This is a genomic window from Hyphomonas sp. J20-32 (assembly GCF_055808555.1).
Map to the genome: position 1 here is coordinate 2289017 of NZ_CM147873.1, position 25939 is coordinate 2314955.

The window sequence follows — 25939 nt, forward strand, 5'->3', positions numbered from 1 at the left end:
GCCTTATCGGCCGGCCTGGACGAGTTGATCTTCTATCCGTCCGAGCGCTTCATCCTGTCCCAGCCATTCGAGCACCGGTGCAATATCGGGTGCTGGAAGGCCGCCGGTCAGAGCAGCGCGGAGCGGTTGACCTACCTGCCCCATAGATAGGTCTTGTGCAGCGCAATACGACGTAATCGTTTCGGAAATCTGATCAGAGGTCCATTGCGATACGCGCTGCAGTTCGTCGCGCAGTCCGGCGAGCCGGTCAAGTCCCTCTCCTGAAAGGGCCTTTCTGGCGTTCTTGTTGAGATCGAGCGGGCGCTTGACCGTCAGGAACGCAAAAGCAGCTGCCAGCTCTGCCAGAGTGGTGCCGCGATCTTTCAGGTGCGGCAGCGCGCGGTCGATCCGCTGCCATTCATCATTCGAGAGCGGGGCATCCGCTTCGAGAATGGGCTTCAGCAGGCCGTGAAGGCGGGAATCGTCGGCCAGGCGCATGAAATGGGAGTTGATCTGGCCGAGCTTCTCGAGATCGAGACGGGCGGGCGCCCGACCGATTCCTTCTAGGTCAAACACGGCAACGGCCTCTTCCCGGGTAAATATCTCCTGATCGCCATGGCTCCAGCCGAGTCGCAGGAGGTAGGCATTCAGGGCCTCTGGCAGGTATCCCATGTCGCGATAAGCAAGAGTCGATAGCGCTCCGTGGCGCTTGGACAGCTTGGCGCCGTCATTGCCGTGAATCATCGAGACGTGGGCAAAGACGGGAATGTCCCAGCCCATGGCTTCATAGATCGGAACCTGCCGGAACGTGTTGCGCAAATGGTCGTCGCCACGGATCACGTGGGTAATGCCCATGTCATGATCGTCGACGACAACGGCCAGCATATAGGTCGGCGAGCCATCGGCGCGCAGCATGATCAGGTCGTCGATCTCGCTTGCCTGGATACGTACCGTGCCCTGCACTACGTCCTCAACAACGCGATCTCCATCATCCGGTGCACGGAGGCGAACGGTGTAAGGGGCGTCGGGAGACGGAGCAGGTGCGCCGTCGCGCCAGGGCGAGCGGAACGGCGCCAGCAGGTCATGGGCCTCGGCCAGCAGTGTGGTCCGGTCCGTATCGGACAGGCCGTCGGCTTTGGCAGCGCGGCGCTTCTCCTCACCGAGTTCCCGGCGGGCCTGGAGTTCTTCCTGCGTCGCGTAGCATTTGAAGGCGGTGCCGCGCGAAAGCATTTCAGCGGCCACTTCTGCATGCCGCGCTTCGCGGGTCGATTGCATCAGGGGCGGTTCATCGGCGTCCAGCCCGAGCCAGGCCATGCCCTCGAAAATCGCCGCGGTGGCTTCGTCGGTGGAGCGGGCCTTGTCGGTATCCTCGATGCGCAGGAGGAAACGGCCGCCATGGCGGCGGGCAAACAAGTAGTTGAAAAGTGCCGTCCTTGCCCCTCCAATGTGCAACATGCCGGTGGGAGAGGGGGCAAATCGCGTGACAACGGTCATAAGGGTGGCAGGCTCCTGATAAATGCGTGCGGAAATCTCATCTGCGGTGCACAAACACAAGGTTGCGCCTGAAGGCAAGGGGGCGGGCCGGGACCATGGCAGCCCCTGGGCCCGGATGTGGTCGCTCGCATCCATTGACGCGCGGCCATTGCTGTTCGCGTTTTCCCTCTGCGCCGGGGCCGCTGCCTACTTTCTTGCGCCGGATGAACCAAGACTGCTCCTGTGCGAGATGGCCTGGCTTGGGGCTGGCTTGTTGCTATTGGCCGCGCGGCGGCTGGTGGCGTGGACCTTCTTGTATGTGCTTGCGGTCGTCTTGTTCGGTATCGTCACCGGGTTCGCGGCCGGCGCGCTCAGAACCCGCTTGGTGGAAGCGCCTGTGGTAACCGACGCGACGCGGCCGGTGATGCTGGAAGGCTGGGTCGCCGGAGTTGAACCGGGCAAAAAAGGCCCGCGCCTGCGTATCGAAGTGCACGCCATTGCCGGGTTTTCGCCCGAGGCGGAACCGCGATTCGTAAGGCTGACACATATGGCGCGGCTGGAAGTGGCTCCGGGACGTTTTGTCCGGTGCTGGGCAGTGCTGCGGCCGCCGCCAGCGCCGATGCTGCCGAGTGACTATGACTTCCAGCGACAGGCCTATTTCGAGCAGTTGGGGGCCGTGGGCTATGTACAGGGCCGATGCCGGGGTGGAACATTGGGTGCGCCGCCACGTCTGGCCGACAGGATGGGTATCGCGCTGTCGACGTTCCGTCGGAACCTCGCGGCGCATGTGACTGTAGCCGCTGGCGAGCGCGCGGGCGGTTTTGCGGCGGCGCTGATTTCCGGAGACCGGAGCTTCATGCGAAATGACGACCAGGAGGCGCTGCGCGGGTCGGGCCTTGCGCATCTTCTGGCGATTTCCGGCCTTCATATGGGGATTGTGGGCGGGCTCGTCTTTTTCCTGACGCGCAAGGCGCTGGTGCTGATCGAGCCGCTGGCACTGCGCGTGCCAGTGCAGAAGCCGGCGGCGATGACCGCCCTGCTGGCAAGCCTCGCCTATCTTGTTCTTTCCGGGGCAAGTGTCTCGACCCAACGGGCGTTCATCATGTCGGCCGTCGTGTTTGGTGCGGTCCTGTTCGACCGGGCGGCGATCAGCATGCGCTCGTTCGCGATTGCGATGATAGCCGTCGTCCTGCTGCAGCCGGAAAGCGTGATGACGCCGGGTTTCCAGATGTCGTTTGCTGCGTCGGGCGCACTGATCGCAACCTATGAGGCGTGGACTCATCGACGGGCCGGGCAGGAAAAAGTGCTGGGACAAATTCCCTATGCCTGGGCGTCGCTGGTAATGACATCGGTGGTGGCTGCTGCTGCAACGGCTCCGTTTGCACTCTACCATTTCGATCGCCTGGCGGGGCTGGGACTGATTGCAAACCTGCTGGCGATGCCGGTGATCAGCTTTGTCAGCGCCCCGTCTGCGGCGTTGGCGCTGCTGCTGACGCCGTTCGGCATGGGCGATGTCGGCCTGCGCCTTTTCGGGTATTCGCTGGAGCTGGTGCTGGCGATTGCGCACTGGTGCGTGGACCTGGCGCCAGCCAAATTGTCGACGACGTCGGCGATGCCGGGCAGCAGCCTCGCCTTGTTTGCAGCGGCCCTGGCGTTGGTGACGACCGCGCGCGGGGCGGGGCGGATCCTGCTCTGCCTGGTGGCCGTCGTTCCAGCCGTGTGGTTGTGGACGTCCAGCCCGCAACTCATGGTGCACTGGTCGGCCTCGGGCGATGTGTTCGTGCGCACGGCGGATGACGGCATGCTGAGGGTCGGGTTTGCAGACGGGGACGGGTTGGCGCCGCTGCGCTACAGCGCGCTTGAGACGACGGAATGCGGTGAACTGCCGTGCCGGCTCGAAACGCCAGCAGGCGCAATTGTGTTGGCTATGGAAGGTGATTGCCGCGCAGCGCCTGATGCCGTGCTGGTACTGACACTGTCAGACCCGCCGGGCGACTGCCGGAATGCGTATCGCTGGACGGATGTCTCGGAGGCAGGCGGTCTCACCGCACGGCGAGGTGAAGCCGGACTGGACGTGCAGGTCGGCGCGGCGTGCCGCAACCGACCCTGGCGCGCATGTCAGTCGTAGCGGCGGACGAGGGCGACGAGCCGCCCCTGGACCTGCACACGGTCCGGGCCGAAGATGCGGGTCTCATAGGCCGGGTTGGCCGCTTCAAGCGCCACCGAGGCGCCCTTGCGGCGCAGGCGCTTGAGCGTGGCTTCCTCGCCATCGATCAGTGCGACGACGATATCGCCTGTATTGGCGGCTTCCGTGCGGCGCAGGATGACGAGATCGCCTTCGAGGATGCCGGCTTCGATCATGGAGTCGCCTTTGACTTCGAGGGCGAAATGCTCTTCGCCCTCGGCCAGATCGTCTGGCGCTGTAATGTGGCCATTGTCCTGCTGGATTGCCGAAATCGGCACACCGGCGGCAATGCGGCCCAGGATCGGAATGGCGCGGGGCGCACGGGCCTCTGCCGGCAGGCCTGACGAGACGAGGGAGGGTTTGAAATCCTTGCGTCCACGCGCCGACTGCGTCGGAACGGCGGACTCAGGCAGCTTCAACACTTCCAAGGCGCGTGCCCGATGCGCGAGGCGGCGGATGAATCCGCGTTCTTCAAGCGCCGAAATCAGGCGGTGGATACCGGACTTGGAGGCGAGATTGAGCGCTTCCTTCATTTCATCGAATGAGGGAGAGACGCCGGTCTCCTTGATCCGCTCGTTGATGAAGAGCAGCAGCTCTTTTTGTTTACTGGTCAGCACGGGATGATTCCTTCCGTCCGAATCTATGTTCGCTTATGTTCTACATGTGTTCCCGGTTCGGGTCAAACGGAACGGGCCGCTCTTAAAGCTGTTACTGCAGTTTTGCGCTTGTCGTTCATTTTCATCAGGCTCTCGCCGATCAGGAAACGCCGCGCCCCGGTGGCGCGCAGCCGGACGATGTGTTCAGGCGTCGAAATCCCGCTTTCGGCGACGATGTGGCGGCCTGCCGGGACCAGAGGTGCGAGGCGCTCGGTCGTCGACAGGTCGGTCACCATCCGCTTCAGGTCGCGATTGTTGATGCCGATCAGGGGTGAGGCGAGCCCAAGGGCACGCTCCAGTTCGGCTTCATCGTGGGTCTCGATGAGAACATCCATGCCGAAACCAGTCGCAGCGTCGTGGAGGTCAGCTGCCAGTGCGTCGTCCACCGCGGACAGTATGATCAGGATGCAATCGGCGCCATTGGCGCGGGACTCGGCGACCTGGATGGGGTCAACAAGGAAGTCCTTGCGCAGCATCGGAAGCCGCACCGCTTCGCGTATGGCGGCAAAATCGGCCAGCGAGCCGCCAAAGCTCGGACCATCGGTCAGCACTGACAGGCAGGCCGCGCCGCCGGATTCATATTCGGCTGCGATGGCGACCGGATCGGCGCCGGGCAGGATGTCGCCGGCCGACGGGCTCTTACGCTTCAATTCGCAGATGAGGGCATTTTCGCCGGTTGCCGCGATCCGGTCCATGGCGGCGGCAAAGCCGCGCACGGGGCTGGCTTCGGAGGCGGCGCGCGAGAGGCTGGCGAAAGATTCTGAACGCTTGAGTGCAGCGACTTCATCGCGTTTGTAATCGATGATGCGGTCGAGGGCCGTGCTCATGCCGGATCCTGCCCATTCGAGAGTGCCACAAGCCTGCGCAACGTGTCGCGCGCCTTGCCTGTATCGATGGCTTCGGCGGCCATGGCGGCGCCTTCCTTGAGATCGCGCGCCTTGCCGAAAACGTGGAGGCCGGCCGCCGCGTTGAGCACGACAGCGTCACGGAAGGGGCCTTCCTGACTGTCGAGCAATTCCGTGATCGCGAGGGCATTGTCGGCAACATTGCCGCCTTCGAGTCGTGACAGCGGACTGGTGCCAAGGCTGGCATCGGCGGGATGGATCTCGAACTCGCGGATCGCGCCGTCCTGTACTTCGCAGACATGGGTGGGGCCGGCGATCGAAAGTTCGTCGATCCCGTCAAGGCCATGAACGACCCAGGCCCGGGTCGTGCCGAGTTCGACGAGTGCTTCGGCCATGGGGCGCGTCCATTCGGGTGCAAAGACGCCGAGGACCTGGAACTGCGCCCCTGCGGGATTGGATAGGGGGCCCAGCAGGTTGAAGATCGTGCGGATGCCGAGTTTTGCGCGGACCGGCGCGACATGGCGCATGGCGCTGTGATGGCTGCGCGCGAACATGAAGGCGACACCGGCGCCGTCGAGACAGGCGCGGAACTCATGCTCGTCGGTTTCGAGGTTCACGCCGAGGGCTTCGAGCACATCGGCCGAGCCGGTCTTCGGAGGGACCGAACGGTTGCCATGCTTGGCGACGCGGCCGCCGGCAGCGGCGATGACCAACGCGCTGGCGGTGGACGTGTTAAGGCTTTTCCATGGCAGGCCGCCCGTGCCGCAAGTGTCGAGAACCGGGCCGTCGAGCGTGATTGTACGGGCATGCTGGCGCATGATACGGGCCCCGGCCGTCAGTTCGGCAGCTGTCTCTCCGCGCACGGCAAGGCCCATCAGGAAAGCGCCGATTTCTTCCGGCGCAGCTTCTCCGCTGAGGAGCAGGTTGAATGCTGCTTCCAACGTCTCCGTATCGAGCATCTCTCGGCGGGCAATCGCCTTGATGGCGGTGGTGAGGGCAGTGTCAGTCATCATGATTTCCCGAAAGCCAGCGCCATCGTTAGCGGCCTTGGGCACGCGGTTCAATGCGGGATTGGTCCGTCAGTAGCCGAGAAAGGCGGTGATTTCCGACAGGATGCGCGGATCGAGTGTGAGATCGCGATGGCCCAGTTCGGAATCGGCAATGAGGTGTGAGCCGGGAAGGTCTTCGGAAAGCCTGCGGACAAGGTCGAGAGGCGCGCTTCGGTCGCCAGACGATCCGACGAAACACACGGTCCCTTCATAGTCAGCGAGGACCTCACGAAAGTCTATGCGGTTGATGCCGGCTGCATTACCGTCCGCCTGGAGTTCGAGGGCGCGGGCAATGACAGCGTCGTCATGCCCCTTCATTCGCTGGTAGGCTTCCCAGGAGAGGAGCGGCGGCGCGATGAGCACGAGATAGTCAGCCTTTGCCCCTGCGGCGATGGCGCGGACTGTCGCTTCACAGCCGAAGGAATGCGCGATGATCGTGTCGACCGGCCCTTCGGCGGCGCACACTTCGGCGACACTGGCACTGGCGTTCACGGGCGTGCAGTCTTCCAGTTTGGAGGCGCCATGCGCAGGCAGGTCCATCATCAGGACAGGCCGCGTATTCTGGAGGAAATCCTGTGCGAAGTGGCGCCAGACCCGATGCGTGTCGTCCCATCCGTGAACGAACAGGGTCGCCGCTCCGTCTCCGGCGCGCCAGACAGGCGTGGAGCCGAATTCGCCTGGTATGTCGCGCCGGGTCTGGGGCGGCAGGAAGTTCTGGCCAGGTGCGGCACTGGGACTGGTCGGCTTCATGGCCGCAATCAGGGCCTGGGCTCTAGCGTCCAGATCGCTCATGGCTCGCCTCCTATTTGACCTTTTTCAGGAAATTCTTCAGCAGCGCGTGACCGTGTTCGGTCTTGATCGATTCCGGGTGGAACTGGACGCCGTAGACGGGGCGGGTCTTATGGTGGAGCGCCATGATTTCTCCATCATCGGTGACAGCGTCCGCAACGAGGCAATCGGGCAGGTCGGAATCGCGCACCGACAGGGAATGGTAGCGGACCACGGAATAGGTCTCGGGCAGGCCTTCGAACAGGTCGCCGCCTGTCTGGTGGATGTCGGACAGCTTTCCGTGGCGGATTTCCTTAGCGGTGATCACGGCGCCGCCAAAGGCCTGTCCAATTGACTGGTGGCCGAGGCAGACGCCGAGGATCGGCATGTCGTCAGGCGCGGCCTTGATCAGGTCGACGCAGATGCCCGCCTCGTTGGGCGTACATGGGCCGGGGGAGAGCAGGATGCCGTCGGGCTTGAGCGCGAGCGCCTGCTCAACGGTCAGCTCGTCATTGCGGATCACTTTCGTATGGGCGCCAAGCTCTTCCAGATAATGGACGAGGTTCCAGGTGAAGCTGTCATAATTGTCGACGACGAGGATCATTGGTCGAACTCATATGTGGCGGCGAGTTCGGCGGCGCGCTTCAGGGCGCCCGCCTTGTGCAGGGTCTCATCATATTCGTATTGCGGAACGGAATCGAGCACGACCCCGCCACCCGCCTGAATGTGGAGCTGGCCGTCCTTGATGATCGCCGTGCGCAGGGCGATGCAGGTATCGAGGTCGCCGTTCCAGCCGAAATAGCCGACGGCGCCACCGTAGATTCCGCGCCGGGCGCTTTCCATTTCATTGATGATCTGCATGGCCCGGATTTTCGGCGCGCCAGAGACGGTGCCCGCCGGGAAACCGGCAAACAGAGCGTCCACCGCATCGAGACCTTCGCGCAGGTTGCCCTCCACATGAGAGACGATGTGCATGACGTGGCTGTAGCGCTCGACGATGAATTGCTCGGTGACTTCGACACTGCCATAGGCAGCGACGCGGCCGACATCGTTGCGACCGAGATCGAGCAGCATCAGGTGTTCGGCCATCTCCTTCGGGTCGGCGAGCAAGCCTTCGGCGCGGCGGGCATCTTCGGCGGCGTCACCGGAGACGGGGCGTGTGCCGGCGATCGGGCGGATGGCCACGCGGCCGTCACGCAGGCGGACCAGGATTTCCGGGCTGGAACCGACGAGGCGCACGGCGCCTAGGTTCATGTGGAACATGAAGGCCGATGGATTGAGGCGGCGCAGCGCCCGGTAGAAGCTGATCGACTTGCGCGTGAACGGTGTCGACAGGCGCTGGCTGGGCACGACCTGGAAGATGTCACCGGCGCGGATATAGTCGCGGCATTGCTCGACGATCTCGAAATACCGCTCCTTGGTCGTGTTCGACGTCAGCGTGACCTCAGCAGGTGCCTGGTCCTTCGGTGGGACGACCGGCATGCGCTCGAGCCGCGCCTCGACGTCATCCAGCAGGGCGTTGATCGCCGCTTCATTGCCATCATGCACGCGGCCGATGAGCAGGATTTCCTGGTAGATGTGGTCGAACACGATGACCACGCGCGGGATGACGAGCAGCGCTTCGGGCACGTTCAGCGTATCTTCGCCCGTGATGGCCACCGGTTCGACATGCTGGATCATGTCATAGCCGACATAGCCGAACGCACCTGACGCCATCGGGGGCAGGGGCGTGTCCGTTTCGGCCTGCGCAAAGCGGACAAAGTCGCGCAGGGCCTGAACCGGCTTGTCGGATGTGCTGATCGGATCCGCGAAGTCCGCCGTTTCGGAGACGGTGGCGATTCCATCCTGGATGCGGAACCAATGTTCGGGTTCCAGGCCGATGAAGGAATAACGCCCGAGGCGTTCGCCGCCTGCAATGGATTCGAACAGGAAGCTGCCGGGTGCGTCATCACCCAGCTTCAGCATCGCACCGACGGGTGTCTCAATATCCCCGATGCGCCTGCGAACGATCAGACGGGCTGGCGTCATTGATCGGTAGCAACCGATTTCTTGTACGCCGCGAGTCCATTGTCATTGACCTTGAGCTTCATGGCGTTGCGAATTTCTGCTTCGGCCGCAAATTGCAGGTCTGCAAGCAGGGCCTGGTTCAGCGACGACGTGGCCTGGGTGCCGAGCACTTCAAGCGCTGCATCCGAGGGCGGCGTGACCTTGTTGAGCTGAACGATCATGAACATGTCGCCCGCCCGGTTGGGATAGCTGTACACATCGCCTTCGCGCCCGGAAAAAATGGCCGAAATGGCGGGCGTCGGCAGGCCGCTCTGTTCTGCGGTGATGCGGGTGACCGGTACGATGGGAGTTTCGACGCTTGCGCCTGCGGCGGCTGCCGCACCAGCCAGCGTTGTGTCACCGGATTTCAGCTTCCCGACAACGCTGTCCGAATAGGCCTGCATGGCATTGGCTGCACGTTGGGCGACCAACGTCTGGCGAATGTCGTCCTTGACGGTATCGAACTCGGGCGTGCTCGGCGCGATGATGGTGCGCGGGGACGTGAGGTAGATTGCTTCGTCGCCATCGTAGCGACTGGACACATCATCGGCATTGATACGGAACGCGTCGCTGAAGGCATCGCGGGCTTCGGTGAGACCCGTCATGTTGACGCCGTCCCGTGTGGTTCCGGTTTCGTCGACGGGCGCGAAGCTGATCACGGGGACGCCAACTTCCGACGCGATCTGGGAGAGCGGATAACCCGCCCCGATGGAGCGGTCGAGCGAGTCCAGTTTCTCATAGAACAGGACCTGCGCGCGCTCGCGAGTGAGCTCATCGCGGATCACTTCCGACACCGTTTCGATTGGAAAGACGGCGCCCGGCTGCACCGACACCAGTCGCGCGACAAGCCATCTGCCGTCGGATTCGCGGGGACCGAACAGTGCGCCGCTCTGCTTGCCGGGGCCGAACATGGCGTCCTGCAGAGCGGTATCGGCGATGCTTTCCTTGTTGCCGGTCCGGGTTTCGCTGGACAGGACACCTGAGAGCGTGGCCGGGTCTGCGCCGCCGGCAAGCTGGCCGAATGCGGCACGGGCCGTGTCGCGGTCTGCGAAGTAGAGTTCGATATAGGTTCGCTGGTCAGGTTCCGAGAAGCGCTCGGATTTGGTGGCTTCGTAGATGGTCGCGATTTCCTGCTCGGTGACCGTCACCTCGGAGAGGAAGTCGTCAGCGGACATCCTGAGAAGGTCGATGGCGCGGCGTTCCGGCTGTTCGAGGGCGACAAGATTTTCGTCGTAGAAGGCGCGGATATCTTCATCGGTCGGCGAATCCGGTTTTGGAGCCTTCGTGGCGTCCAGGATGAACCAGGATACGTCCCGCGTCTCGCCAATATAGAGAGCCTGGATGCCCGCCAGAATCTGCGGCGGGTAGACAGCAGCCGTCGCGGCTTCGCCGAGCGTCTTCAGAGTCAGGTCATCGGAGATCTGCTGCTCGTATTCTTCCTTGGTGAAACGGTTCTGGTAAAGGACTTCGCGATAGGTGTTGAGATCCAGTTCGCCGGTCAGCGGGTTCTTGAACGCATCGACCAATTTCAGCTGTTCGACCACGGCTTTCGTGGATGGCTTGATGCCGATCGTGCTGGCGTAACCGAGGTTTACGATCTTGGAAGTTTCAAGGGCGAATACCTGATCAATGATCCCCTGATCAGCCGCTTCGGACTTGGTGATCGGTTTTTCTGCATTGGCGTTGAGATTACGCAGCAGGTTTTCGACCCGGCGATCGAAAGTCGGCATGTCGATGCCGCGCGGACCGGCTGCGGCCAGATCATTGCCGAGACCTGTATTCATCGACGTCCAGGCCTGGTCGGCGCCCCAAAACGCCATGCCTGCAATGATAATCATGACGACGATCTTGCCGAGGATCGAATTCATCAGGCTTTTCATCAGGGCTAGCATTGTGATGCGGTCTCTCAGGCGATTTGCGGGATGGCTCAGTGCTTGCTAGGCGACACAGCAATGTCTTGCAAGATAGGGATGGCTGCATGTCACGGACACTGATCGCCGGAAACTGGAAAATGAACGGCCTGCGGGAAAGTCTTTCGCAGGTAGAGGCCGTAGCTGCTGCGGTTGGCGCGGGAGAGGCCAACGTGACCGCGCTGCTTTGCCTTCCGGCCACGCTGGTGGCGCTGGGGCGTGCAGCAGCAGGGGATTCGGCGCTGCGAATCGGGGGCGAGACCTGCCATCCGAACGAGAAAGGCGCCCATACCGGCGATATCTCGGCTGAAATGCTGGCGGATGCCGGCGCTTCCCACGTTATTGTCGGCCATTCCGAGCGCCGGGCCGATCATGGCGAGACGGATGCCGTCGTTGCAGCGCAGGCTTCAGCGGCGCTGCGTGGGGGGCTGGTGCCGATCATTTGCGTCGGGGAGAGCCTCGCCGAGCGCGAAGCCGGAAAAACGCTCGCGCGGATCGAAAGCCAGCTTGCCGGGTCGATTCCGGACGGCGTAGGCGCGGATGGTTTCGTCATCGCCTATGAGCCAATCTGGGCCATCGGCACGGGGAAAGTGGCCAATACGGAGCAGATTGCGGAAGTGCACGGCGCCATCCGCGCCTGGCTGTCGGGGCGGTTTGACGCGTCGGGCGCTGAAACACCAATCCTTTACGGCGGCAGCATGAAGCCGTCGAATGCTGCGGAAATCCTTGAAGTTCCCAATGTTAATGGCGGATTGATCGGGGGCGCGAGCTTGAAGGCGGACGACTTCCTCTCCATTTACAAGGCAGCAATTTAACCCAGACTGAAGCGAGAGGCTTGGCGTTCGCCGTCATTGGCGATATGCGGGCCCCTTGATTTCAGAAAATCCGGTCGCCCCATGCAGAATGTCATCCTCGTCGTCCATATCCTTGCCTGTGTTGTCATGACCGGCCTGGTACTGATCCAGAAGTCCGAAGGCGGTGGCCTCGGCATGGGTGGCGGCGGTGGCGGCAACTCGCTGATGTCGGGACGCGGCGCGGCCGGCGCGCTGGTGCGGACGACAATCATTATCGGCGGCCTGTTCTTCGTTACGAGCCTGGCCCTGACGTCGATTGCCAACCGGGACGATGATGGTCGCTCGGCGGTCGAAATGGAGCTCGGCGCAGACGAAATCAACGAGACCACCGCGCCGGTGGACCTGTTCGATCCTTCTGCCCCGCTGCTTGATGGCCAGGATGGCGGCTCTGGCGCCCTGCCGGCCGTTACGGACGAGCCGATTGCACCGTCCGAAACCGTTCCCGCTGCGCCAGACGGTGCATCGGCAATCGAGGAAACACCTGTTCCGGCTGAACCGGATACGGGCAATCCCCAGTAAATTTGCAGTGCGGACAATTTGTCCGCGCTTTCAGTCAACGAATCACGGCATCGGGATAGTCCCATGATCCGCTATATTTTCATTACGGGCGGCGTGGTGTCTTCCCTTGGCAAGGGCATTGCGTCTGCCGCACTCGGCGCGCTGCTTCAGGCACGGGGCTACAAGGTTCGCCTGCGCAAGCTGGACCCCTATCTCAATGTCGACCCCGGCACGATGAGCCCGCGCCAGCACGGCGAGGTCTATGTCACCGATGATGGCGCCGAGACCGATCTCGATCTTGGCCACTACGAGCGCTTTACCGGCGTGTCGGCGCGACAGTCGGACAATATCACGACCGGACGAATCTATCAGCGCATCATCGAGAAAGAACGGCGCGGGGACTATCTTGGCGCGACGATCCAGGTGATTCCGCACGTGACCAACGAGATCAAGGATTTCGTCCTGTCCGATCCGGGCGAGGATGTGGAATTCGTGCTCTGCGAGATTGGCGGCACGGTCGGCGATATCGAAGGCCTGCCCTTCTTCGAGGCGATCCGCCAGCTGGGCCAGGAACTGGGGCCGGAACGGGCCTGCTTCATCCACCTGACGCTGCTGCCCTACATTCCGGCAGCCGGCGAGATGAAGACCAAGCCGACGCAGCACTCGGTGAAGGAGTTGCGCTCGATCGGCATCCAGCCGCAGATCCTGCTATGCCGTTGCGACCGGCCGATCCCGGAAAATGAAAAAGGCAAGATTGCCAGCTTCTGTAACGTGCGCCCCACGAGTGTTATCGAGGCGCGCGATGTCGGGCACATTTATGATGTGCCAGCCGCCTATCATGCGGAGGGGCTCGATACCGAAGTGCTGGCGCATTTCCGGGTCGATGACGCACCTGCGCCCGACCTGACGGCCTGGAACCGGATTGCCAAGACGATCCGCAACCCGGATGGTGACGTCTGCATCGGCCTTGTCGGCAAGTACACGGATGTGCCGGACGCCTACAAGTCGGTGATGGAAGCGCTGGTCCATGGCGGCCTCGCAAACCAGGTGAAGGTCGATGTGCGCCTGATCGATTCCGAACAGTTCGACGATGAACACGCGCCGCTGGATATTCTTGAAGGCGTGCATGGCGTGATCCTGCCGGGCGGCTTCGGCGAGCGCGGGGCACATGGCAAGATGCGGGCAGCCCGGTTCGCGCGCGAACGCAACGTGCCATGCTTCGGCATCTGCTATGGCATGCAGCTGTCGGTGATCGAGGCGGCGCGCCACCTGGCGGGTATCAAGGACGCCTCGACCAGCGAGTTCGGCCCGACCAAGCAGCCTATTGTCGGCCTGATGGAAGAATGGACCAAGGGCAACGAAAAGGTCGTGCGCGACGAGACGACCGACAAGGGCGGCACGATGCGCCTCGGCGCCTATCCGGCGCGCCTGAAAGACGGCAGCAAGGTCGCGGAAATCTATGGCAGCCTGGATATTTCCGAGCGTCACCGTCACCGCTACGAAGTGAATGCGAGCTATATTCCCAAGCTGGAAAAGGCGGGCGTCCTGTTCTCTGGCATGTCGCCGGACGGCAAGCTGCCGGAGATTTTCGAACTGCCAAGCCACCCATGGTTCATCGGCGTGCAGTTCCACCCGGAGCTGAAGTCGCGTCCGTTCCAGCCGCACCCGCTGTTTGCGAGCTTTATTGGCGCAGCGGTGAAGCAGAGCCGGTTGGTTTAAACTAGCAGGCAGCACCTTTGTCCGGCACGGGAGATATCCCGTCCGGCAGGGTGGTTGCGTAGTAGTTCGTATCAGGAAGAATTAAAATTATCGCCGAGCCTTGCTGCTTCCACGTGCAGGACCGTAGCCGTCTCTCTGTCTGATTTTGACAGTCTGCGGCTGCGGAAGGCGGGCGGGAGCTTGGGCCGGATCGGGGTGGCTTTGCCCGTCTGTCCCAGGCGACGGCGCATGGCGTCGATATAGAAAGCCGGGCTTTCCCAAACATCGTGCAAGGCGCGCAGGCGCTGGACAAGTGGACGCGCCGGCAGGAGGTCCGTGTCGCGCGGCGGATAGTCGAACGGTCCCGGCGGAGCCAGTGGCATGTCGAGAAACCGGATGCGCGGGCCATTGGCGGCGGCACGATTGGGCGGCTTGCCATGGCCGCGGCGGGCTGGCGGTTCGATGATGCGAAAGCGGGGTGTGCGGAGGTAGCGGGGTGTGGCGCGGCCGGAAGCCATGCCGGGAGCCGTATGCGGCGAAGAGGTAGCCACGCGCCGAGGCGCCAGCACGCCTTTTTCCATCGCCATCAGGAACAGGAGCCGGCGCACGAGCGGTTCGAAACGGGCGAGTGCTGCAGCCAGACGGGCCCGTTCGGGACGCGGCAGGAAGGGTTTGCATCCGGTCCGGCCGAGGCCGAGGGACCTGACCCATTCACTCACCAAATAGGCCGTCTGGTCCCACGAGAAGAGGACCATGCTGCGGATCAAGCGAGAGGGCTGGTAGGACATGCGCCCATGATAGGGCCTGAGTGTGTGCGGTGGGAGAGATTGCGCGACAACCCGCTTGAGAGCGCTGCTTTCGTCCCCGAGGGCGAAGGATAGAGAGGCTCTTGTCCTGCCGCTCAGGCCCTGGAGACCTGGAATTGTCCGACATTGATGCGCCCGTCCGAGAAGCCGGCTTCGCAATAGGACAAGTAGAAATTCCACATGCGCTTGAACGGCTCGTCGAAACCGAGCTCGGCGATCTCGTCCCATTTTTCGTTAAAGGTACGGGCCCATTCGTGGCAGGTGCGGGCATAGTCCTGGCCGAAATACTGAACGCCGTCATGGCGCAGGCCCGCCTTGGCGAATTGCGCCTTGAGGACCGACTCGCCGGGCAACATGCCGCCGGGAAAGATATAGCGCTGGATGAAATCGACGCGCTTGCGGTAGCTTTCGAACAGGGCGTCATCAATGGTGATGATCTGGAGTGCAGCCTTGCTGCCCTGTTTCAGACTGTCGAATATCTTGCTGAAATAGCTCGGCCAATAGGATTCGCCGACGGCTTCGAACATCTCGATTGACGCCACGCCGTCATAGACGCCGACATGGTCGCGATAGTCCTGGAGGCGGATGTCGACTTGCTCGGCGAGACCTTCGCGCTGCATGCGCTGCATGGCGTAGTCGCGCTGGGAGGGCGAGATGGTGAGGCAAGTGACCTTGCTGCCGCGGTGTTTGGCGGCGTATTCGGCAAAGCCGCCCCAGCCGCATCCGATCTCGAGAAGACTGCTGGAGGGGCCGGCCTCGATCCGGTCGCAAATGCCTTTGTACTTCACCTGCTGGGCCTGTTGGAGCGACTGGTTCGGACTGTCGTACATGGCGGACGAATAGGTCATGCTGGGGTCGAGCCACTTGGCGTAGAAATCATTGCCGAGATCATAGTGCGCCATGATGTTGCGGCGCGCGCCCGCCCTGGAGTTGCGGTTGAAGAAGTGCCGGACATGGTTTGCCCAGCGTACGACCGCGCCGCCACGGGCGAGCTGGCCGGCGGCTTCGAAATTTGCGGAGAAGAAACGCAATACGGCCGTCAGGTCAGGCGTTGACCACTGACTGTCCATATAGGCTTCGGCAAACCCGACATCGCCGCCCGCGAAGGCGCGCTTGATGAAACTGTAATCGTGAATGACGATTTCGGCTTCGGGGCCAGGTTCCGCATTCTGATACATGAGCTGGCTGCCGTCTGGCAAATGGAACAGGAGCTGGCCGCGCTGGGTGCGCAGCAGGGCGAGCGCGCCGAGCCGGAATATGGCGGGGACGTGTTTCAGTTTGCCGATGGACTGGGCTGTGGCGAGAATCGGCTGGGTCATGCGGCGTCTTTCGTGAGGGTCGGCGTACGGGTCTCCATTGATTGTGCGATAGTTGTAGGAGAGACGGGCAAGCGCGGCCTTGATCTGTATCGTGCTCCGCGCAGCCAGATTTTGAGCGCCTGCCAGTGGATGGCGAGGGTGACGCCAGGGGTGGCCAGGGGGGTGGCAAGGGCGATGTTGAGGAGGGTGCCGAAGGTGGCCGCATGGCGGCGGGCGGCAATGTTGGCCACGTGGAGGCGGACGCCGTTTTCGAGGCTCTCAACCACGATTCCAAGCCGGTCAGTAGGTGCACGGAGGGTGAAGCGATAGGTGCCGGTAACATCGAAGAAGGGAGATACGTGGAAGGCCTTTTCGGCTTCATGCTGTGAACGCACTCCCGACACGGCGGCGGCATAGGCATGGGTTTCGCCGAACGTGTTGTTCACTTCGTAGATCATGCCGCGGAGATCTCCGGATGGGCCGTAGCCATACCAGAGCGAGATGGGTGCGAACTTGTAGAAGAGCTGGCGCGGGAAGGTGACGAGGCGTATGGCGCCGCCGTCAAGCCTGACGCCTGCCTTTGCGAGAACCTGCTCTGCCCACGGACGCAAGGGTGCATCCATGCGAGCGCCATGGTCCCTGCGGTGGAATGAGAAAAGCCCAGGTGCGTCGACTGTAAAAAGGGCGCTTTGACGGTCGGCTTCGTCGAGGCGGTCGATATCGATATCGATCAGGGTGACGCGATAGGCAAAGCGCCGCTCGAACGGCACATAGCGTGCGTGTACCGTCTGGCCTTTCCACAAACTGAGCGCCGGAGCCGTCACACCGACACCTCTGCTGCAATTTCCATGAGAGGAGTTTTGCGCGATGGACTGTGGATGTCCACGCCTTTCGCGTCCCACGGTACGCTGCCGCCAAGCGACAAGGCGGCAGAAAGGCCGGATTTCAGGCCATCTTCATGGAAACCGCGCCCCATCCATGCCCCGGCGATCCAGAGGCCGTCCTGTCCCTGGATGCGTTTCAATCCGCGCACGGCGGCCTCGGCAGCGGTATCGAACTGGGGGTGATCGAAGGCATACTGGTGGAAGGTCAGGTCCGGCCTCGGCGGTGTTTCCGGGTTGAGCGTGATGAACAGCGGGCGGCTGTCGTCAAGCCCCTGCAGGCGGTTCATCCAGTAGGACAGGCAGATGTCGCCATTGTCCTGCTTGATCACATTCCAACTGGCCCAGGCATTGCGCCGGGCGGGCATCAGGGCAGGGTCACGATGCAGGTAGATCGTGTTCGGACGGTAGCGGACCGAGCGCAGGAGGAAGGCCTGGTCCTCGAAGTTCTGCTCGACAAGGCGAAGGGCCTGATCGGAATGGGTGGCGAGAACCACGTGGTCGAAAATATGTGAGCGGTTGTCTGCCGTGACCACGGAGATCTTGTCGCCAAAGGGGAAGACACGGTTGACCGGCGTGCCCGTGCGGACGCGCCCGCCGAGCACAGCGGCTGCGGCGTTCACGTAAGACCGGCTGCCGCCGGTGACGGTGCGCCATTGCGGACGCTCCCTGTGCATCAGGCGGTGATTGTCAAAGAATTCGAAGAAGCTGCGAGCCGGATAGTCGAGCATGCCGGCTTCCGGCGTGGACCAGATCGCCGCGCCCATGGGCAGGATATAGTTGCAGCGAAAGGCCTGATCGAAGCCGTGGAACTCGAGCCAGTCACCCAGCGTCGTGTCTTCGATCTTGCCAGCCGCAAGTTCGGCACGCGCGAGGTCGTTGAATTTCAGAATGGTGCGCCAGAAGCGGTGGAAGTCCAGGCTGAACAGGTTGCGTTTCTGGGCGAACATGCCCCGGGCGGTGGAGGCCCATTCCCATCCGTCGCGATCAGACACCGCGAAGCTCATGTCAGATTCCTGCGTCTCGACGCCAAGCGCTTCGAACAGGCCGATCAGGTTCGGGTAATTCAGGCCGTTATAGACGATGAAGCCGAGATCGACGGCGGTCTCATGGCCTTCATAATCAAAGACATGCGTGCAGGCGTGGCCGCCGAGACGGTCCTGAGCCTCGAACAGGGTGACGTCGGCGGTGTCCTTCAGCGCGTAGGCGGCGCCGATGCCGGAAATGCCCGAGCCTATGATTGCGATACGTTTCATGCGGCGTTCCGTCTTTCCTTGAGCGTGGCGTAGGCGTCGAGGGCGCGCTGGCGCGCAACCGGGTGATCGACGATGGGTTTGGGATAGGTGGTGCCGAGGGAGACGCCTGAGGCGTCGAGCACGGCTGCGTCGGCCTCCCACGGGGCATGGAGGTATTTGTCCGGGAGGCGGGCAAGTTCCGGGCACCAACGGCGGACATAGGCACCCGTGCCGTCAAACTTTCGGCCCTGTATGATCGGATTGAAGACGCGGAAATAGGGGGCCGCGTCGGCGCCGCTGCCTGCCGTCCATTGCCAGCTGGCAGCATTGGCTGCCGGGTCTGCATCGACGAGCGTGTCCCAGAACCAGGATTCTCCCATCTGCCATGGCAGGAGCAGGTGCTTGGTGAGGAACGACGCCGTGATCATGCGTACGCGATTGTGCATAAATCCGGTGTGCCAGAGCTGGCGCATGCCGGCGTCGACGATCGGATAGCCTGTTTCGCCCCGGCACCAAGCGCGCCAGGCGTAAGGATCGCTGCGCCATGGCATGTGGCGGAAGTCCGGATTGTAGTTTTCGCTGGCCAGGTCCGGATTGTGGAAGAGCAGGGAGTAGGAGAATTCACGCCAGGCAAGTTCCGACAGGAATGTCATGGCGCTGGATTCGTCAATGCGGCCCAGGCTGATGCCAAACTGGACGGCGCGCCAGACCTGCGCCGGACCAATCTCGCCAAAGTGAAGATGGGGCGAGAGGCGGGATGTCCCTGTTTCCACCCCCGGCGTGTTGCGGGTATCGGCATAGGTGTTGATTGGACCGTCGAGGAAACTCGACAGGCGTTCCATGGCACCCGCTTCGCCGGGCGTCCAGGTTGCGTCATGCCCGTCGGACCAATCCGGTCCGGAAGGCTGCAGGACCAACCTGGACAAGGTTTCGGACGGCACGACGGGACCGGCCAGTGATGCAGGCGCGGGGAGCGCATCGGGCACCCGATACCTGGCTTTCACAGCGTTCCAGAACGGCGTGAAAACTTTGTAGTGGCCACCTGAACCGGTTTGGATTTGCCAAGGCTCGGTCAGGAGGCGGCCATTGAAGCTGGAGACGGCGATCCCGCTTTCCTTCAAGGCCTCCATTGTTGCAGCGTCGAGGTCGCGTTCGACCTTCTGGTAGCGGCGGTTCCAGAACACGTGGTCGGCGCCGGTTTCGGCAATCACCGCCTGCAGGGTCTCGGTCGACACTCCTGACCTCAATGTCAGCCGGGCACCCGCATGTTCGATTTGTGCCGCTAATGCCTCCAGGGACTTGCCGAGCCACCATCTGGACGCTCCACCGCGCAACCGCAGGCCCGGCGAAACCGTGTCATGAATGAACAGGAGCACGAGCGGCTTGCCCGTGGACACGGCTGCATGCAGCGCGGGGTTGTCGGCAAGCCGGAGGTCTTCGCGGAACCAGACGAGGGCGGGGGCAGGCTGGGACAGGGACGACTCCGGATCAGATCACGTGTTTCTTTGCCTGTCTTACGGCCACGGGATGTATCTGGATCAGTCGGTGCTGCGATGGGTTTCATGCCGGGCTTTGCAAGGCTATATCGGACGGTCAAAGGGAGTCGCCGACATGGCCGTGAGTTTCCGATTCGAACCCTATTCTTTCGCCCGGATTGGTATAGGCGCCCTGCGCGCCAGCGGTGGCCGGTGATGGAAACGTCCGCGCTCCTGGGCCTGATCGACGCTGCCGCCGGTAAGCGCATTGTCTGTATCGGCGACGTGATGCTCGACCGGTTTGTTTATGGCCACGTGACCCGAATCTCACCGGAGGCGCCGGTGCCGATCATGCGGCGCACGCGCGAAGCCGCCATGCCCGGCGGCGCCGGAAATGTCGGCCGGAACCTGTCGACACTCGGCCTGCGCACCGCGCTGATCGGAGTCGTGGGAGACGACGCGGAGGGGCGCCAGCTTGCCGAATTGCTGGGCCAGATCGACGGCGTTGAAGCCGACCTCATCGTGATGCGCGACCGGCCGACGACGCTGAAAACCCGTTTCGTGGCTGGCGGGCAGCAGCTATTGCGTGTGGACGCAGAGGATTCGCGTGCCATCGATGTGGCGACTGAGTCCGATATCGTCATGTCGCTGGAAGATGCGGCGAAGGATGCCTGCCTGATCATCCTGTCGGACTATGCCAAGGGCGCGATTACCGAGAATGTCATTGCCGCAGCGATTGCCGCAGGACGGGCGCACGGCATCCCGGTGATTGCCGACCCGAAAGGGCTCGATTTTGCCCGTTACGGCGAAGTGGACCTGCTGAAACCAAACGCGATGGAACTCGGACAGGCCATGGGCCTGTCGGTGGAAACCGATCGCGATGCAGCCGACGCGCTTGCCAAGGCGATGGACATTCTGCCGGCCAGGGCGATTGTCGTGACGCGAGCGGCCAAGGGCATGTCGTTCGTACATCGGGACGAGGCGGTGATGCACCGCTCTGGCGAGGCGCGGGAAGTGTATGACGTGTCCGGCGCAGGCGATACGAGCATCGCGGCGCTGGCGCTGGGGCTGGCCGCAGGCGGAAGCCTGGCGGAGGCGGTCGAGCTGGCCATCGCGGCTTCGGGCATTGCTGTCGGCAAATCGGGCACGGCAACGGTGTCGGCGAACGAGCTGAAGACAGCGTTGCAAATGGGCCTGAGAAATGGCGGCGTGTCACATGTGCCGCTGGAAACGCTTGTCGGCCAGGTTGAAGTGTGGCGCGACACAAATCTTACCGTCGGTTTCACCAATGGCTGTTTCGACATTCTGCATCCCGGACACCTGCGCGTGCTGGAAGAGGCCAAGGCACGCTGCGGGCGGCTGATCGTGGGACTGAACTCGGATGCCTCCGTGAAGCGGCTGAAAGGCCCCAATCGCCCCGTCAATGATGAGTCTTCGCGTGCCCGGGTCCTGTCGGGCCTGTCAGCGGTGGACGCGGTGGTCGTGTTCGATGAGGACACGCCGAAGGCGCTGATCGACGCCTTGCAGCCAGACCTGCTGGTGAAGGGCGGGGATTATTCGATCGAGACGATTGTCGGGGCCGATGTCGTGTTGGCGCGGGGTGGGACAGTCCACATCGTGCCACTGGTCGATGGCCAGTCGACGACGGCGGCAATCGAACGCGCCAATGCTAATTCGGACTAAGCGTTCGTCCGTGACTAGTTGGCGACGCCCTTCTTGAGTTCATAAGTCCCGCGCCCCGTCAGGGTGAACCATTCCAGAATGTCTGGATGGGTGAGCGGCGTCTCGGATTCGTCCACAAGCAGGTTTTGTTCGGAGACATAGGCGACGTAGTGCGTGCGCTCGTTCTCGGCGAAAAGGTGGTAAAACGGCTGGTCCTTGCGGGGGCGCACCTCTTCCGGGATCGATTCATACCATTCAGACGTGTTGGCGAACTGAGGGTCGACATCGAAAATTACACCCCTGAATGGAAACATGCGGTGCCGGACGACCTGCCCGATCTGGAACTTGGCAACATGCTTGGTTATGGCGTTATACCTGCGATTTACGTCAACACGCTGGTCCAAAAGCAACGCCTTCCGCGCCGCTTTTTGCTTTCGTTTTCCAAACAAGCGCTTCAACCACCCGTTGTGTTTGCGTCCACTAGCCATTTCCAGCTCCTATGGTAACAATGCCCCAAGTCATCAATTTGGGCCACACCATGGCTGAAAAAAAGGCGTCCGGTGCCCGCAACAAGCGGAGCGCTACGCGCAATGGAAAGACGGTACCGCTGTTTGCGGCCGTTGACCTTGGAACAAACAATTGTCGCCTGCTGGTCGCTGAGCCCCGCGGGAAGACATTTCGCGTGGTCGATTCCCATTCGCAGATTGCCCGGTTGGGCGAAGGCCTTCACGAGACGGGACGGTTGTCGGATGCCGCCATCGAACGGGCCATCGACGCGTTGCAGAACATCCGCAAGAAACTGAAGCAGCATGGCGTGGGGCGCGTGCGGTGCATCGCCACCGAAGCCTGCCGGAAGGCCGAAAACGGGGCCGAGTTCATCCGCCGCGTGCATGAAGAAACCGGCCTCACGTTCAAGATTATCGGCGCCAGCGAAGAGGCCCGCCTTGCAACAATCGGCTGTCATGACCTGATCGAGCCGACGGCAAAGTCCGTGCTTGTCGTGGACATTGGCGGCGGGTCGACGGAGCTGTCCTGGGTAAACGCCGAAGCAGCCCGAGAAAACGGGTTCAAGGGCCTGCTGGAGAAAGCGCCTATCCTAGGCTGGACCAGCCTTCCGCTTGGTGTGGTCACCTTGTCGGAAGCCTTCCAGCACCTTGATGAGGGTGAGGCGTATCCCCTGATGCTCGAACATGCCCGGCAGACAATCCGCACGTGGGACGGGATCGACGCCGTCCGCGAAGCCATGGGCGGGAATGAAGCGCACATGATCGGCACTTCGGGCACAGTGACGTGTCTTGCCGGGGTTCACCTGAAACTCGACCGCTACCGGCGTGACAAGGTGGATGGAACATGGCTCAGCCGGGATGAAAGCGCAGCTGCGATCAAAATGCTGCGTGATGTGGGGCTTGAAGGGCGGATGAAGCTGCCGACAATCGGCGATGAGCGGGCAGGGTTGATGCTGTCGGGCTGCGCGATTGTCGAAGCGGTGTGGGAAGCGTTTCCTGCCGGGCGGCTGCGGGTCGCTGACCGGGGCCTGCGCGAAGGCCTCCTGCTGTCGATGATGTATGGCCCGAAAAAGCCGAAGACGCGGCGCCGGGGACGGCGCGGACGTCGTGGGCCCGGCGATGGCGCTGGCCGCCAAGAGGGCAACACAAATGTCTGATGAAGAAAAGCGTCGCTGGAAGGGCCCGAAGGGCGACAAGGGCTCGTCCGGGCGGCAGATGAATGAGCGCAAGGTGTTCGCCCACCGGGCCAAGACTGAAAGTTCGAAGAAGTGGATCGAGCGTCAACTGCAGGATCCTTACGTCCGCAAGGCGAAGGACGAAGGGTTCCGTGCGCGCGCAGCCTACAAGCTGCTGGAGATCGATGAAAAAGTCGGACTCCTGAAGCGCGGGTCCCGGGTTGTCGATTTGGGCTGCGCACCCGGAGGCTGGCTGCAGGTGGCGGTTGCCAAGGGCGCGATGGAAGTGGTCGGGATTGACCTCTTGCCCGTCGACCCGGTCGAGGGCGCACATATCGTGCAGGGCGACGTCAACGAACCCGGTGACGTGGCACGGATGATGACGGGGCTCACGGGCAAGCCGAACCTGGTCCTGTCTGACATGGCGGCGAACACGACCGGCCACAAACAGACCGATCACCTGCGCACGGTCGCGCTGGTGGAAATGGCGGCAGCCTTTGCGGTCGAGCACCTGGCGCCCGGCGGATCGTTCTGTTCGAAAGTGTTCCAGGGCGGCGCGACGAAAGAAGTGCTGGAATTGCTGAAAGCCAACTTCACCACGGTGAAGCATATCAAGCCGCCTGCCAGCCGCGCCGGAAGCCCGGAAATCTTCGTAGTGGCAAAGGGGTTCAAAGGCTGAGCGGGATCCGCTGTCCGGCTTGACGCCAATTCGCCGTGACCTGATCGCGCCTTGCGCCTGCGCGCTTCAGGGACCAGACTGTGCGAAGCAAAAAGCCAAGGGAGACAGGCATGAATGTGACAGGCGGGTGTTATTGCGGGGCGTTGCGCTACGAGGCAGAGGGCGAGCCAATCATGAAGGCGCAGTGCCATTGCCGGGAGTGCCAGTATTTTACCGGCGGCCAGCCGAATGACTTCATGGCGATGCCGGAAGCGAGCTTCAAATACACCAAGGGCACGCCGAAGGGATTCACCAAGCCCGACTTTACGGGCGCGGTGACACGCGAGTTCTGCCCGGAATGCGGCGTGCATATCCTGACCCGGTCACAGGCGCTGAAAGGCGCCGTCATCCTGAAAATCGGTTCGCTGGATGACCCGAGCGTCTTCGGACAGCCGCAAATGCTGATGCAGACGGCCGACGCGCAGAGCTTTCACCATATTCCTGACGGCATTCCGTCTTTCGAAAGATTTCCGGGATGATCCGGCGCTTGGCGGCTGCGTGGGCCGGCGCGGCGCTGCTGGCAGCCTGTACTGCGAACGGTGTGCCTGAAACGCCGGGTGAGGAAGTTGTGCCTGCCGGACACGTGAAGATTGCGTTCGAAGGCAAGCGGGCCACCCGCGCTGAACGGACCGCATGTGAAGCGGCAGGCGGCACCGTCGGCCCGGGTGGCATGCTTGGCCACGACCAGTGCGTTCAACCGTATGCGGATGCAGGTGCTTCCTGCATGTCGCCTGATGACTGTCTTGGCCGGTGCTTCCTCTCGCCGGATTCCGGTGACGATGCCGACGAGCTCACGGACGACGGCGTGTGCCAGGCGACCGACAGCCCGTTCGGGTGCCATGCCGAAGTTGATGGCGGCATCGTGCAATGGGCGATCTGCGTCGATTGACGTGATCTAGACAGGCAGCATATGCGCCTCGGCCTCGTCGCGGTGCTTCTTCAGGTATTTCATGAACGGCGTGCCGCCCGTGCCGACATCCGGGTCATTGCCCGCGCCGCCCTTCGACTGCCGATTTATATAGCTGGCGGCATATTCAAGATGGCGCGTGCGGAAGCGGGCGAGTTGTCCGACATTGTCATTGTAGAGTGACTTCAGCGTCTTGTTGCCAATGCCTTCTATGAAGGCGCGCACATGGCTCGCGGCGCGGACATCGTCGATGAAGCGGCGATGCTCGGGCGGTCGGTAGATATGCAATTCGTCGAGGAAGGTGCGCAGCGGGTCCGATGCGTGGCCGACGCTGAGCAGGGCGTCCATTGTGGGCACGATGGAGGATTGCGAACCGGTCTGGCCACGGAAGGCCTGAGGCGCTCCTCCGGTCTCGGCGACCCCTTCGTAGACCAGGCCTTCGCCAAGGGCAGGATTGTCTTTCCAGCCATGGATCCAGGGGCGGACCCGGTGGAAGTAAATATAAGGGTCGCAACGCTCGGGCATGCGGTCGAAGATCGCGTTGATGTCGTCCCAGGCACCGGACATGGCGGTCAGGCAGCGGGCAGCTTCCGTTTCGCTGCCTTCATCTGTCGCTGCGATGAGATGGGTCGTCTCGTCGAGGATTTCGCCAGCCCGGGCCTCGATGGCGACGTGGACAAGGATGAACCAGGCTTCGTCCATGCCGCCGTCAAAATGCTGGATCGTATAGATGTTGCTGAGGTCGATGGGGCCATCGGCGTCATAGCGGCCCCAATTGTCGAGTGTGTAACTGGAATAGGGCAGGAGGGGCGGTTGGCCGAGGCGCTGGCCAAGCTGCCAGATGGGCACGGCAAGGTTCGCTGGCAGCGCCTTGGGGGCGTCGGGCTCTCCCCAGACGTATGACTGGACCATGAAACTGTAGTGCATCATCGCGGCGCGGAGTTCGGCTTCGGAGGCCGTCGCGCAGAAGCCTGCCAGGTCTATCTGTGGCAGGCGGCCGAGCAGGGCGCGTACGCGGCCTGTAGGCAGGAGGCGCGGCAGGTCCAGTGCCATGTCGCGGGCAGGGTGGAGCGGGGCCGGCAAGGTGGTGGTCGAGGGGTCGGTCGCGGCAAGGAAACCGCGCGCACGGCTGAGGCCATAATCTTCGAGTTTCATCAGCGCTCTCCTCCCGGGAAATAATGATTACAATTGAAACCATTGCCGACGTAACACATTCCCGAATTCGGATGTCATAAACTTGTGGTTGTGGTCTGCGGGGAATTTGCAGTGGGGGCTTCACAACCCTTCGCGACTCCCTTACTAGGCCAAAAAGGGA

Annotated in this window: 24 protein-coding genes; 9 read left to right on the forward strand and 15 right to left on the reverse strand. The window is 62.5% G+C overall.

What is annotated here, in order from left to right; translation table 11 throughout:
- Window positions 1-3 precede the first annotated feature (3 nt).
- On the reverse strand, window positions 4-1473 hold the full coding sequence (gene gltX / locus AC0L7I_RS11150; protein WP_473396499.1) for a glutamate--tRNA ligase: 1470 nt from the start codon (window positions 1471-1473) through the stop codon (window positions 4-6).
- A gap of 22 nt (window positions 1474-1495) precedes the next feature.
- On the opposite strand from gltX, the gene AC0L7I_RS11155 reads away from it, so the two are divergent.
- Window positions 1496-3580, forward strand: coding sequence for a ComEC/Rec2 family competence protein (locus AC0L7I_RS11155; RefSeq protein WP_473396500.1), 2085 nt, complete (start codon window positions 1496-1498; stop codon window positions 3578-3580).
- On the opposite strand, the gene lexA is transcribed toward AC0L7I_RS11155, so the two are convergent.
- The 7 genes from lexA to AC0L7I_RS11190 form a co-directional block, all read right to left on the reverse strand.
- The gene (gene lexA, locus AC0L7I_RS11160) at window positions 3571-4254 is read right to left on the reverse strand and encodes a transcriptional repressor LexA (RefSeq protein WP_473396501.1); all 684 of its coding nucleotides are present in this window, start codon (window positions 4252-4254) and stop codon (window positions 3571-3573) included. The genes AC0L7I_RS11155 and lexA overlap by 10 nt on opposite strands.
- A 62-nt stretch (window positions 4255-4316) precedes the next feature.
- A complete protein-coding gene (trpC, locus tag AC0L7I_RS11165) occupies window positions 4317-5120 on the reverse strand; it encodes an indole-3-glycerol phosphate synthase TrpC (RefSeq protein ID WP_473396502.1) in 804 nt (267 codons plus the stop codon).
- Window positions 5117-6148 (reverse strand): anthranilate phosphoribosyltransferase, encoded by a 1032-nt coding sequence (gene trpD / locus AC0L7I_RS11170; protein WP_473399148.1) that lies wholly within the window; start codon window positions 6146-6148, stop codon window positions 5117-5119. Before trpD ends, trpC begins: the two co-directional genes overlap by 4 nt.
- 69 nt (window positions 6149-6217) lie before the next feature.
- Complete coding sequence (locus AC0L7I_RS11175) at window positions 6218-6979, reverse strand: alpha/beta fold hydrolase (protein ID WP_473396503.1); 762 nt, start codon at window positions 6977-6979, stop codon at window positions 6218-6220.
- Window positions 6980-6989: 10 nt separating this feature from the next.
- A complete protein-coding gene (locus AC0L7I_RS11180; RefSeq protein ID WP_473396504.1) occupies window positions 6990-7559 on the reverse strand; it encodes an anthranilate synthase component II in 570 nt (189 codons plus the stop codon).
- Window positions 7556-8983, reverse strand: coding sequence for an anthranilate synthase component I (gene trpE, locus AC0L7I_RS11185; protein ID WP_473396505.1), 1428 nt, complete (start codon window positions 8981-8983; stop codon window positions 7556-7558). The genes AC0L7I_RS11180 and trpE overlap by 4 nt, the downstream gene beginning before the upstream one ends.
- Window positions 8980-10881 carry a SurA N-terminal domain-containing protein gene (locus tag AC0L7I_RS11190; protein WP_473396506.1) on the reverse strand — a complete coding sequence of 634 codons (1902 nt, stop codon included), beginning with the start codon at window positions 10879-10881 and terminating at the stop codon, window positions 8980-8982. The genes trpE and AC0L7I_RS11190 overlap by 4 nt, the downstream gene beginning before the upstream one ends.
- 98 nt (window positions 10882-10979) lie before the next feature.
- Here AC0L7I_RS11190 and tpiA point away from each other — a divergent pair, with 98 nt between their 5' ends.
- The 3 genes from tpiA to AC0L7I_RS11205 all read left to right on the forward strand — a co-directional run bounded on the left by tpiA (window position 10980) and on the right by AC0L7I_RS11205 (window position 13982).
- Window positions 10980-11726, forward strand: a complete 747-nt coding sequence (gene tpiA / locus AC0L7I_RS11195; RefSeq protein WP_473396507.1) for a triose-phosphate isomerase — start codon at window positions 10980-10982, stop codon at window positions 11724-11726.
- A gap of 81 nt (window positions 11727-11807) precedes the next feature.
- On the forward strand, window positions 11808-12284 hold the full coding sequence (secG, locus tag AC0L7I_RS11200) for a preprotein translocase subunit SecG (protein WP_473396508.1): 477 nt from the start codon (window positions 11808-11810) through the stop codon (window positions 12282-12284).
- Between the two features lie 63 nt (window positions 12285-12347).
- The gene (locus AC0L7I_RS11205) at window positions 12348-13982 is read left to right on the forward strand and encodes a CTP synthase (protein WP_473396509.1); all 1635 of its coding nucleotides are present in this window, start codon (window positions 12348-12350) and stop codon (window positions 13980-13982) included.
- A 71-nt stretch (window positions 13983-14053) separates the two neighbouring features.
- On the opposite strand, the gene AC0L7I_RS11210 is transcribed toward AC0L7I_RS11205, so the two are convergent.
- The 5 genes from AC0L7I_RS11210 to AC0L7I_RS11230 all read right to left on the reverse strand — a co-directional run bounded on the left by AC0L7I_RS11210 (window position 14054) and on the right by AC0L7I_RS11230 (window position 19656).
- Window positions 14054-14749, reverse strand: coding sequence for a hypothetical protein (locus AC0L7I_RS11210; RefSeq protein ID WP_473396510.1), 696 nt, complete (start codon window positions 14747-14749; stop codon window positions 14054-14056).
- A gap of 113 nt (window positions 14750-14862) precedes the next feature.
- Entirely contained in the window at window positions 14863-16086 is a 1224-nt protein-coding gene (locus tag AC0L7I_RS11215) for a class I SAM-dependent methyltransferase (protein WP_473396511.1), read from the reverse strand.
- Window positions 16083-16889, reverse strand: coding sequence for a DUF1365 domain-containing protein (locus AC0L7I_RS11220; RefSeq protein ID WP_473396512.1), 807 nt, complete (start codon window positions 16887-16889; stop codon window positions 16083-16085). The genes AC0L7I_RS11215 and AC0L7I_RS11220 overlap by 4 nt, the downstream gene beginning before the upstream one ends.
- A complete protein-coding gene (locus AC0L7I_RS11225; protein WP_473396513.1) occupies window positions 16886-18202 on the reverse strand; it encodes an NAD(P)/FAD-dependent oxidoreductase in 1317 nt (438 codons plus the stop codon). The genes AC0L7I_RS11220 and AC0L7I_RS11225 overlap by 4 nt, the downstream gene beginning before the upstream one ends.
- A complete protein-coding gene (locus AC0L7I_RS11230; RefSeq protein ID WP_473399149.1) occupies window positions 18199-19656 on the reverse strand; it encodes a cryptochrome/photolyase family protein in 1458 nt (485 codons plus the stop codon). The genes AC0L7I_RS11225 and AC0L7I_RS11230 overlap by 4 nt, the downstream gene beginning before the upstream one ends.
- Before the next feature lie 216 nt (window positions 19657-19872).
- Here AC0L7I_RS11230 and rfaE2 point away from each other — a divergent pair, with 216 nt between their 5' ends.
- Window positions 19873-21339 carry a D-glycero-beta-D-manno-heptose 1-phosphate adenylyltransferase gene (rfaE2, locus tag AC0L7I_RS11235; RefSeq protein ID WP_473396514.1) on the forward strand — a complete coding sequence of 489 codons (1467 nt, stop codon included), beginning with the start codon at window positions 19873-19875 and terminating at the stop codon, window positions 21337-21339.
- 14 nt (window positions 21340-21353) lie between these two features.
- Here the strand turns inward: rfaE2 and hspQ are convergent, their stop codons facing one another.
- On the reverse strand, window positions 21354-21722 hold the full coding sequence (gene hspQ, locus AC0L7I_RS11240; RefSeq protein ID WP_473396515.1) for a heat shock protein HspQ: 369 nt from the start codon (window positions 21720-21722) through the stop codon (window positions 21354-21356).
- A 134-nt stretch (window positions 21723-21856) separates the two neighbouring features.
- Between hspQ and AC0L7I_RS11245 the strand changes: the two genes are divergently transcribed.
- From AC0L7I_RS11245 to AC0L7I_RS11260, 4 genes are all read left to right on the forward strand, one after another.
- The gene (locus tag AC0L7I_RS11245) at window positions 21857-22981 is read left to right on the forward strand and encodes a Ppx/GppA phosphatase family protein (RefSeq protein ID WP_473396516.1); all 1125 of its coding nucleotides are present in this window, start codon (window positions 21857-21859) and stop codon (window positions 22979-22981) included.
- Window positions 22974-23678: an RlmE family RNA methyltransferase gene (locus tag AC0L7I_RS11250; RefSeq protein WP_473396517.1), complete on the forward strand. Its 705-nt coding sequence runs from the start codon at window positions 22974-22976 to the stop codon at window positions 23676-23678. The genes AC0L7I_RS11245 and AC0L7I_RS11250 overlap by 8 nt, the downstream gene beginning before the upstream one ends.
- A gap of 110 nt (window positions 23679-23788) precedes the next feature.
- Window positions 23789-24196: a GFA family protein gene (locus AC0L7I_RS11255; RefSeq protein WP_473396518.1), complete on the forward strand. Its 408-nt coding sequence runs from the start codon at window positions 23789-23791 to the stop codon at window positions 24194-24196.
- Window positions 24193-24606: a hypothetical protein gene (locus AC0L7I_RS11260; RefSeq protein WP_473396519.1), complete on the forward strand. Its 414-nt coding sequence runs from the start codon at window positions 24193-24195 to the stop codon at window positions 24604-24606. Before AC0L7I_RS11255 ends, AC0L7I_RS11260 begins: the two co-directional genes overlap by 4 nt.
- Window positions 24607-24612: 6 nt before the next feature.
- On the opposite strand, the gene AC0L7I_RS11265 is transcribed toward AC0L7I_RS11260, so the two are convergent.
- A complete protein-coding gene (locus tag AC0L7I_RS11265) occupies window positions 24613-25779 on the reverse strand; it encodes a PrnB family protein (protein WP_473396520.1) in 1167 nt (388 codons plus the stop codon).
- Window positions 25780-25939: the final 160 nt, after the last annotated feature.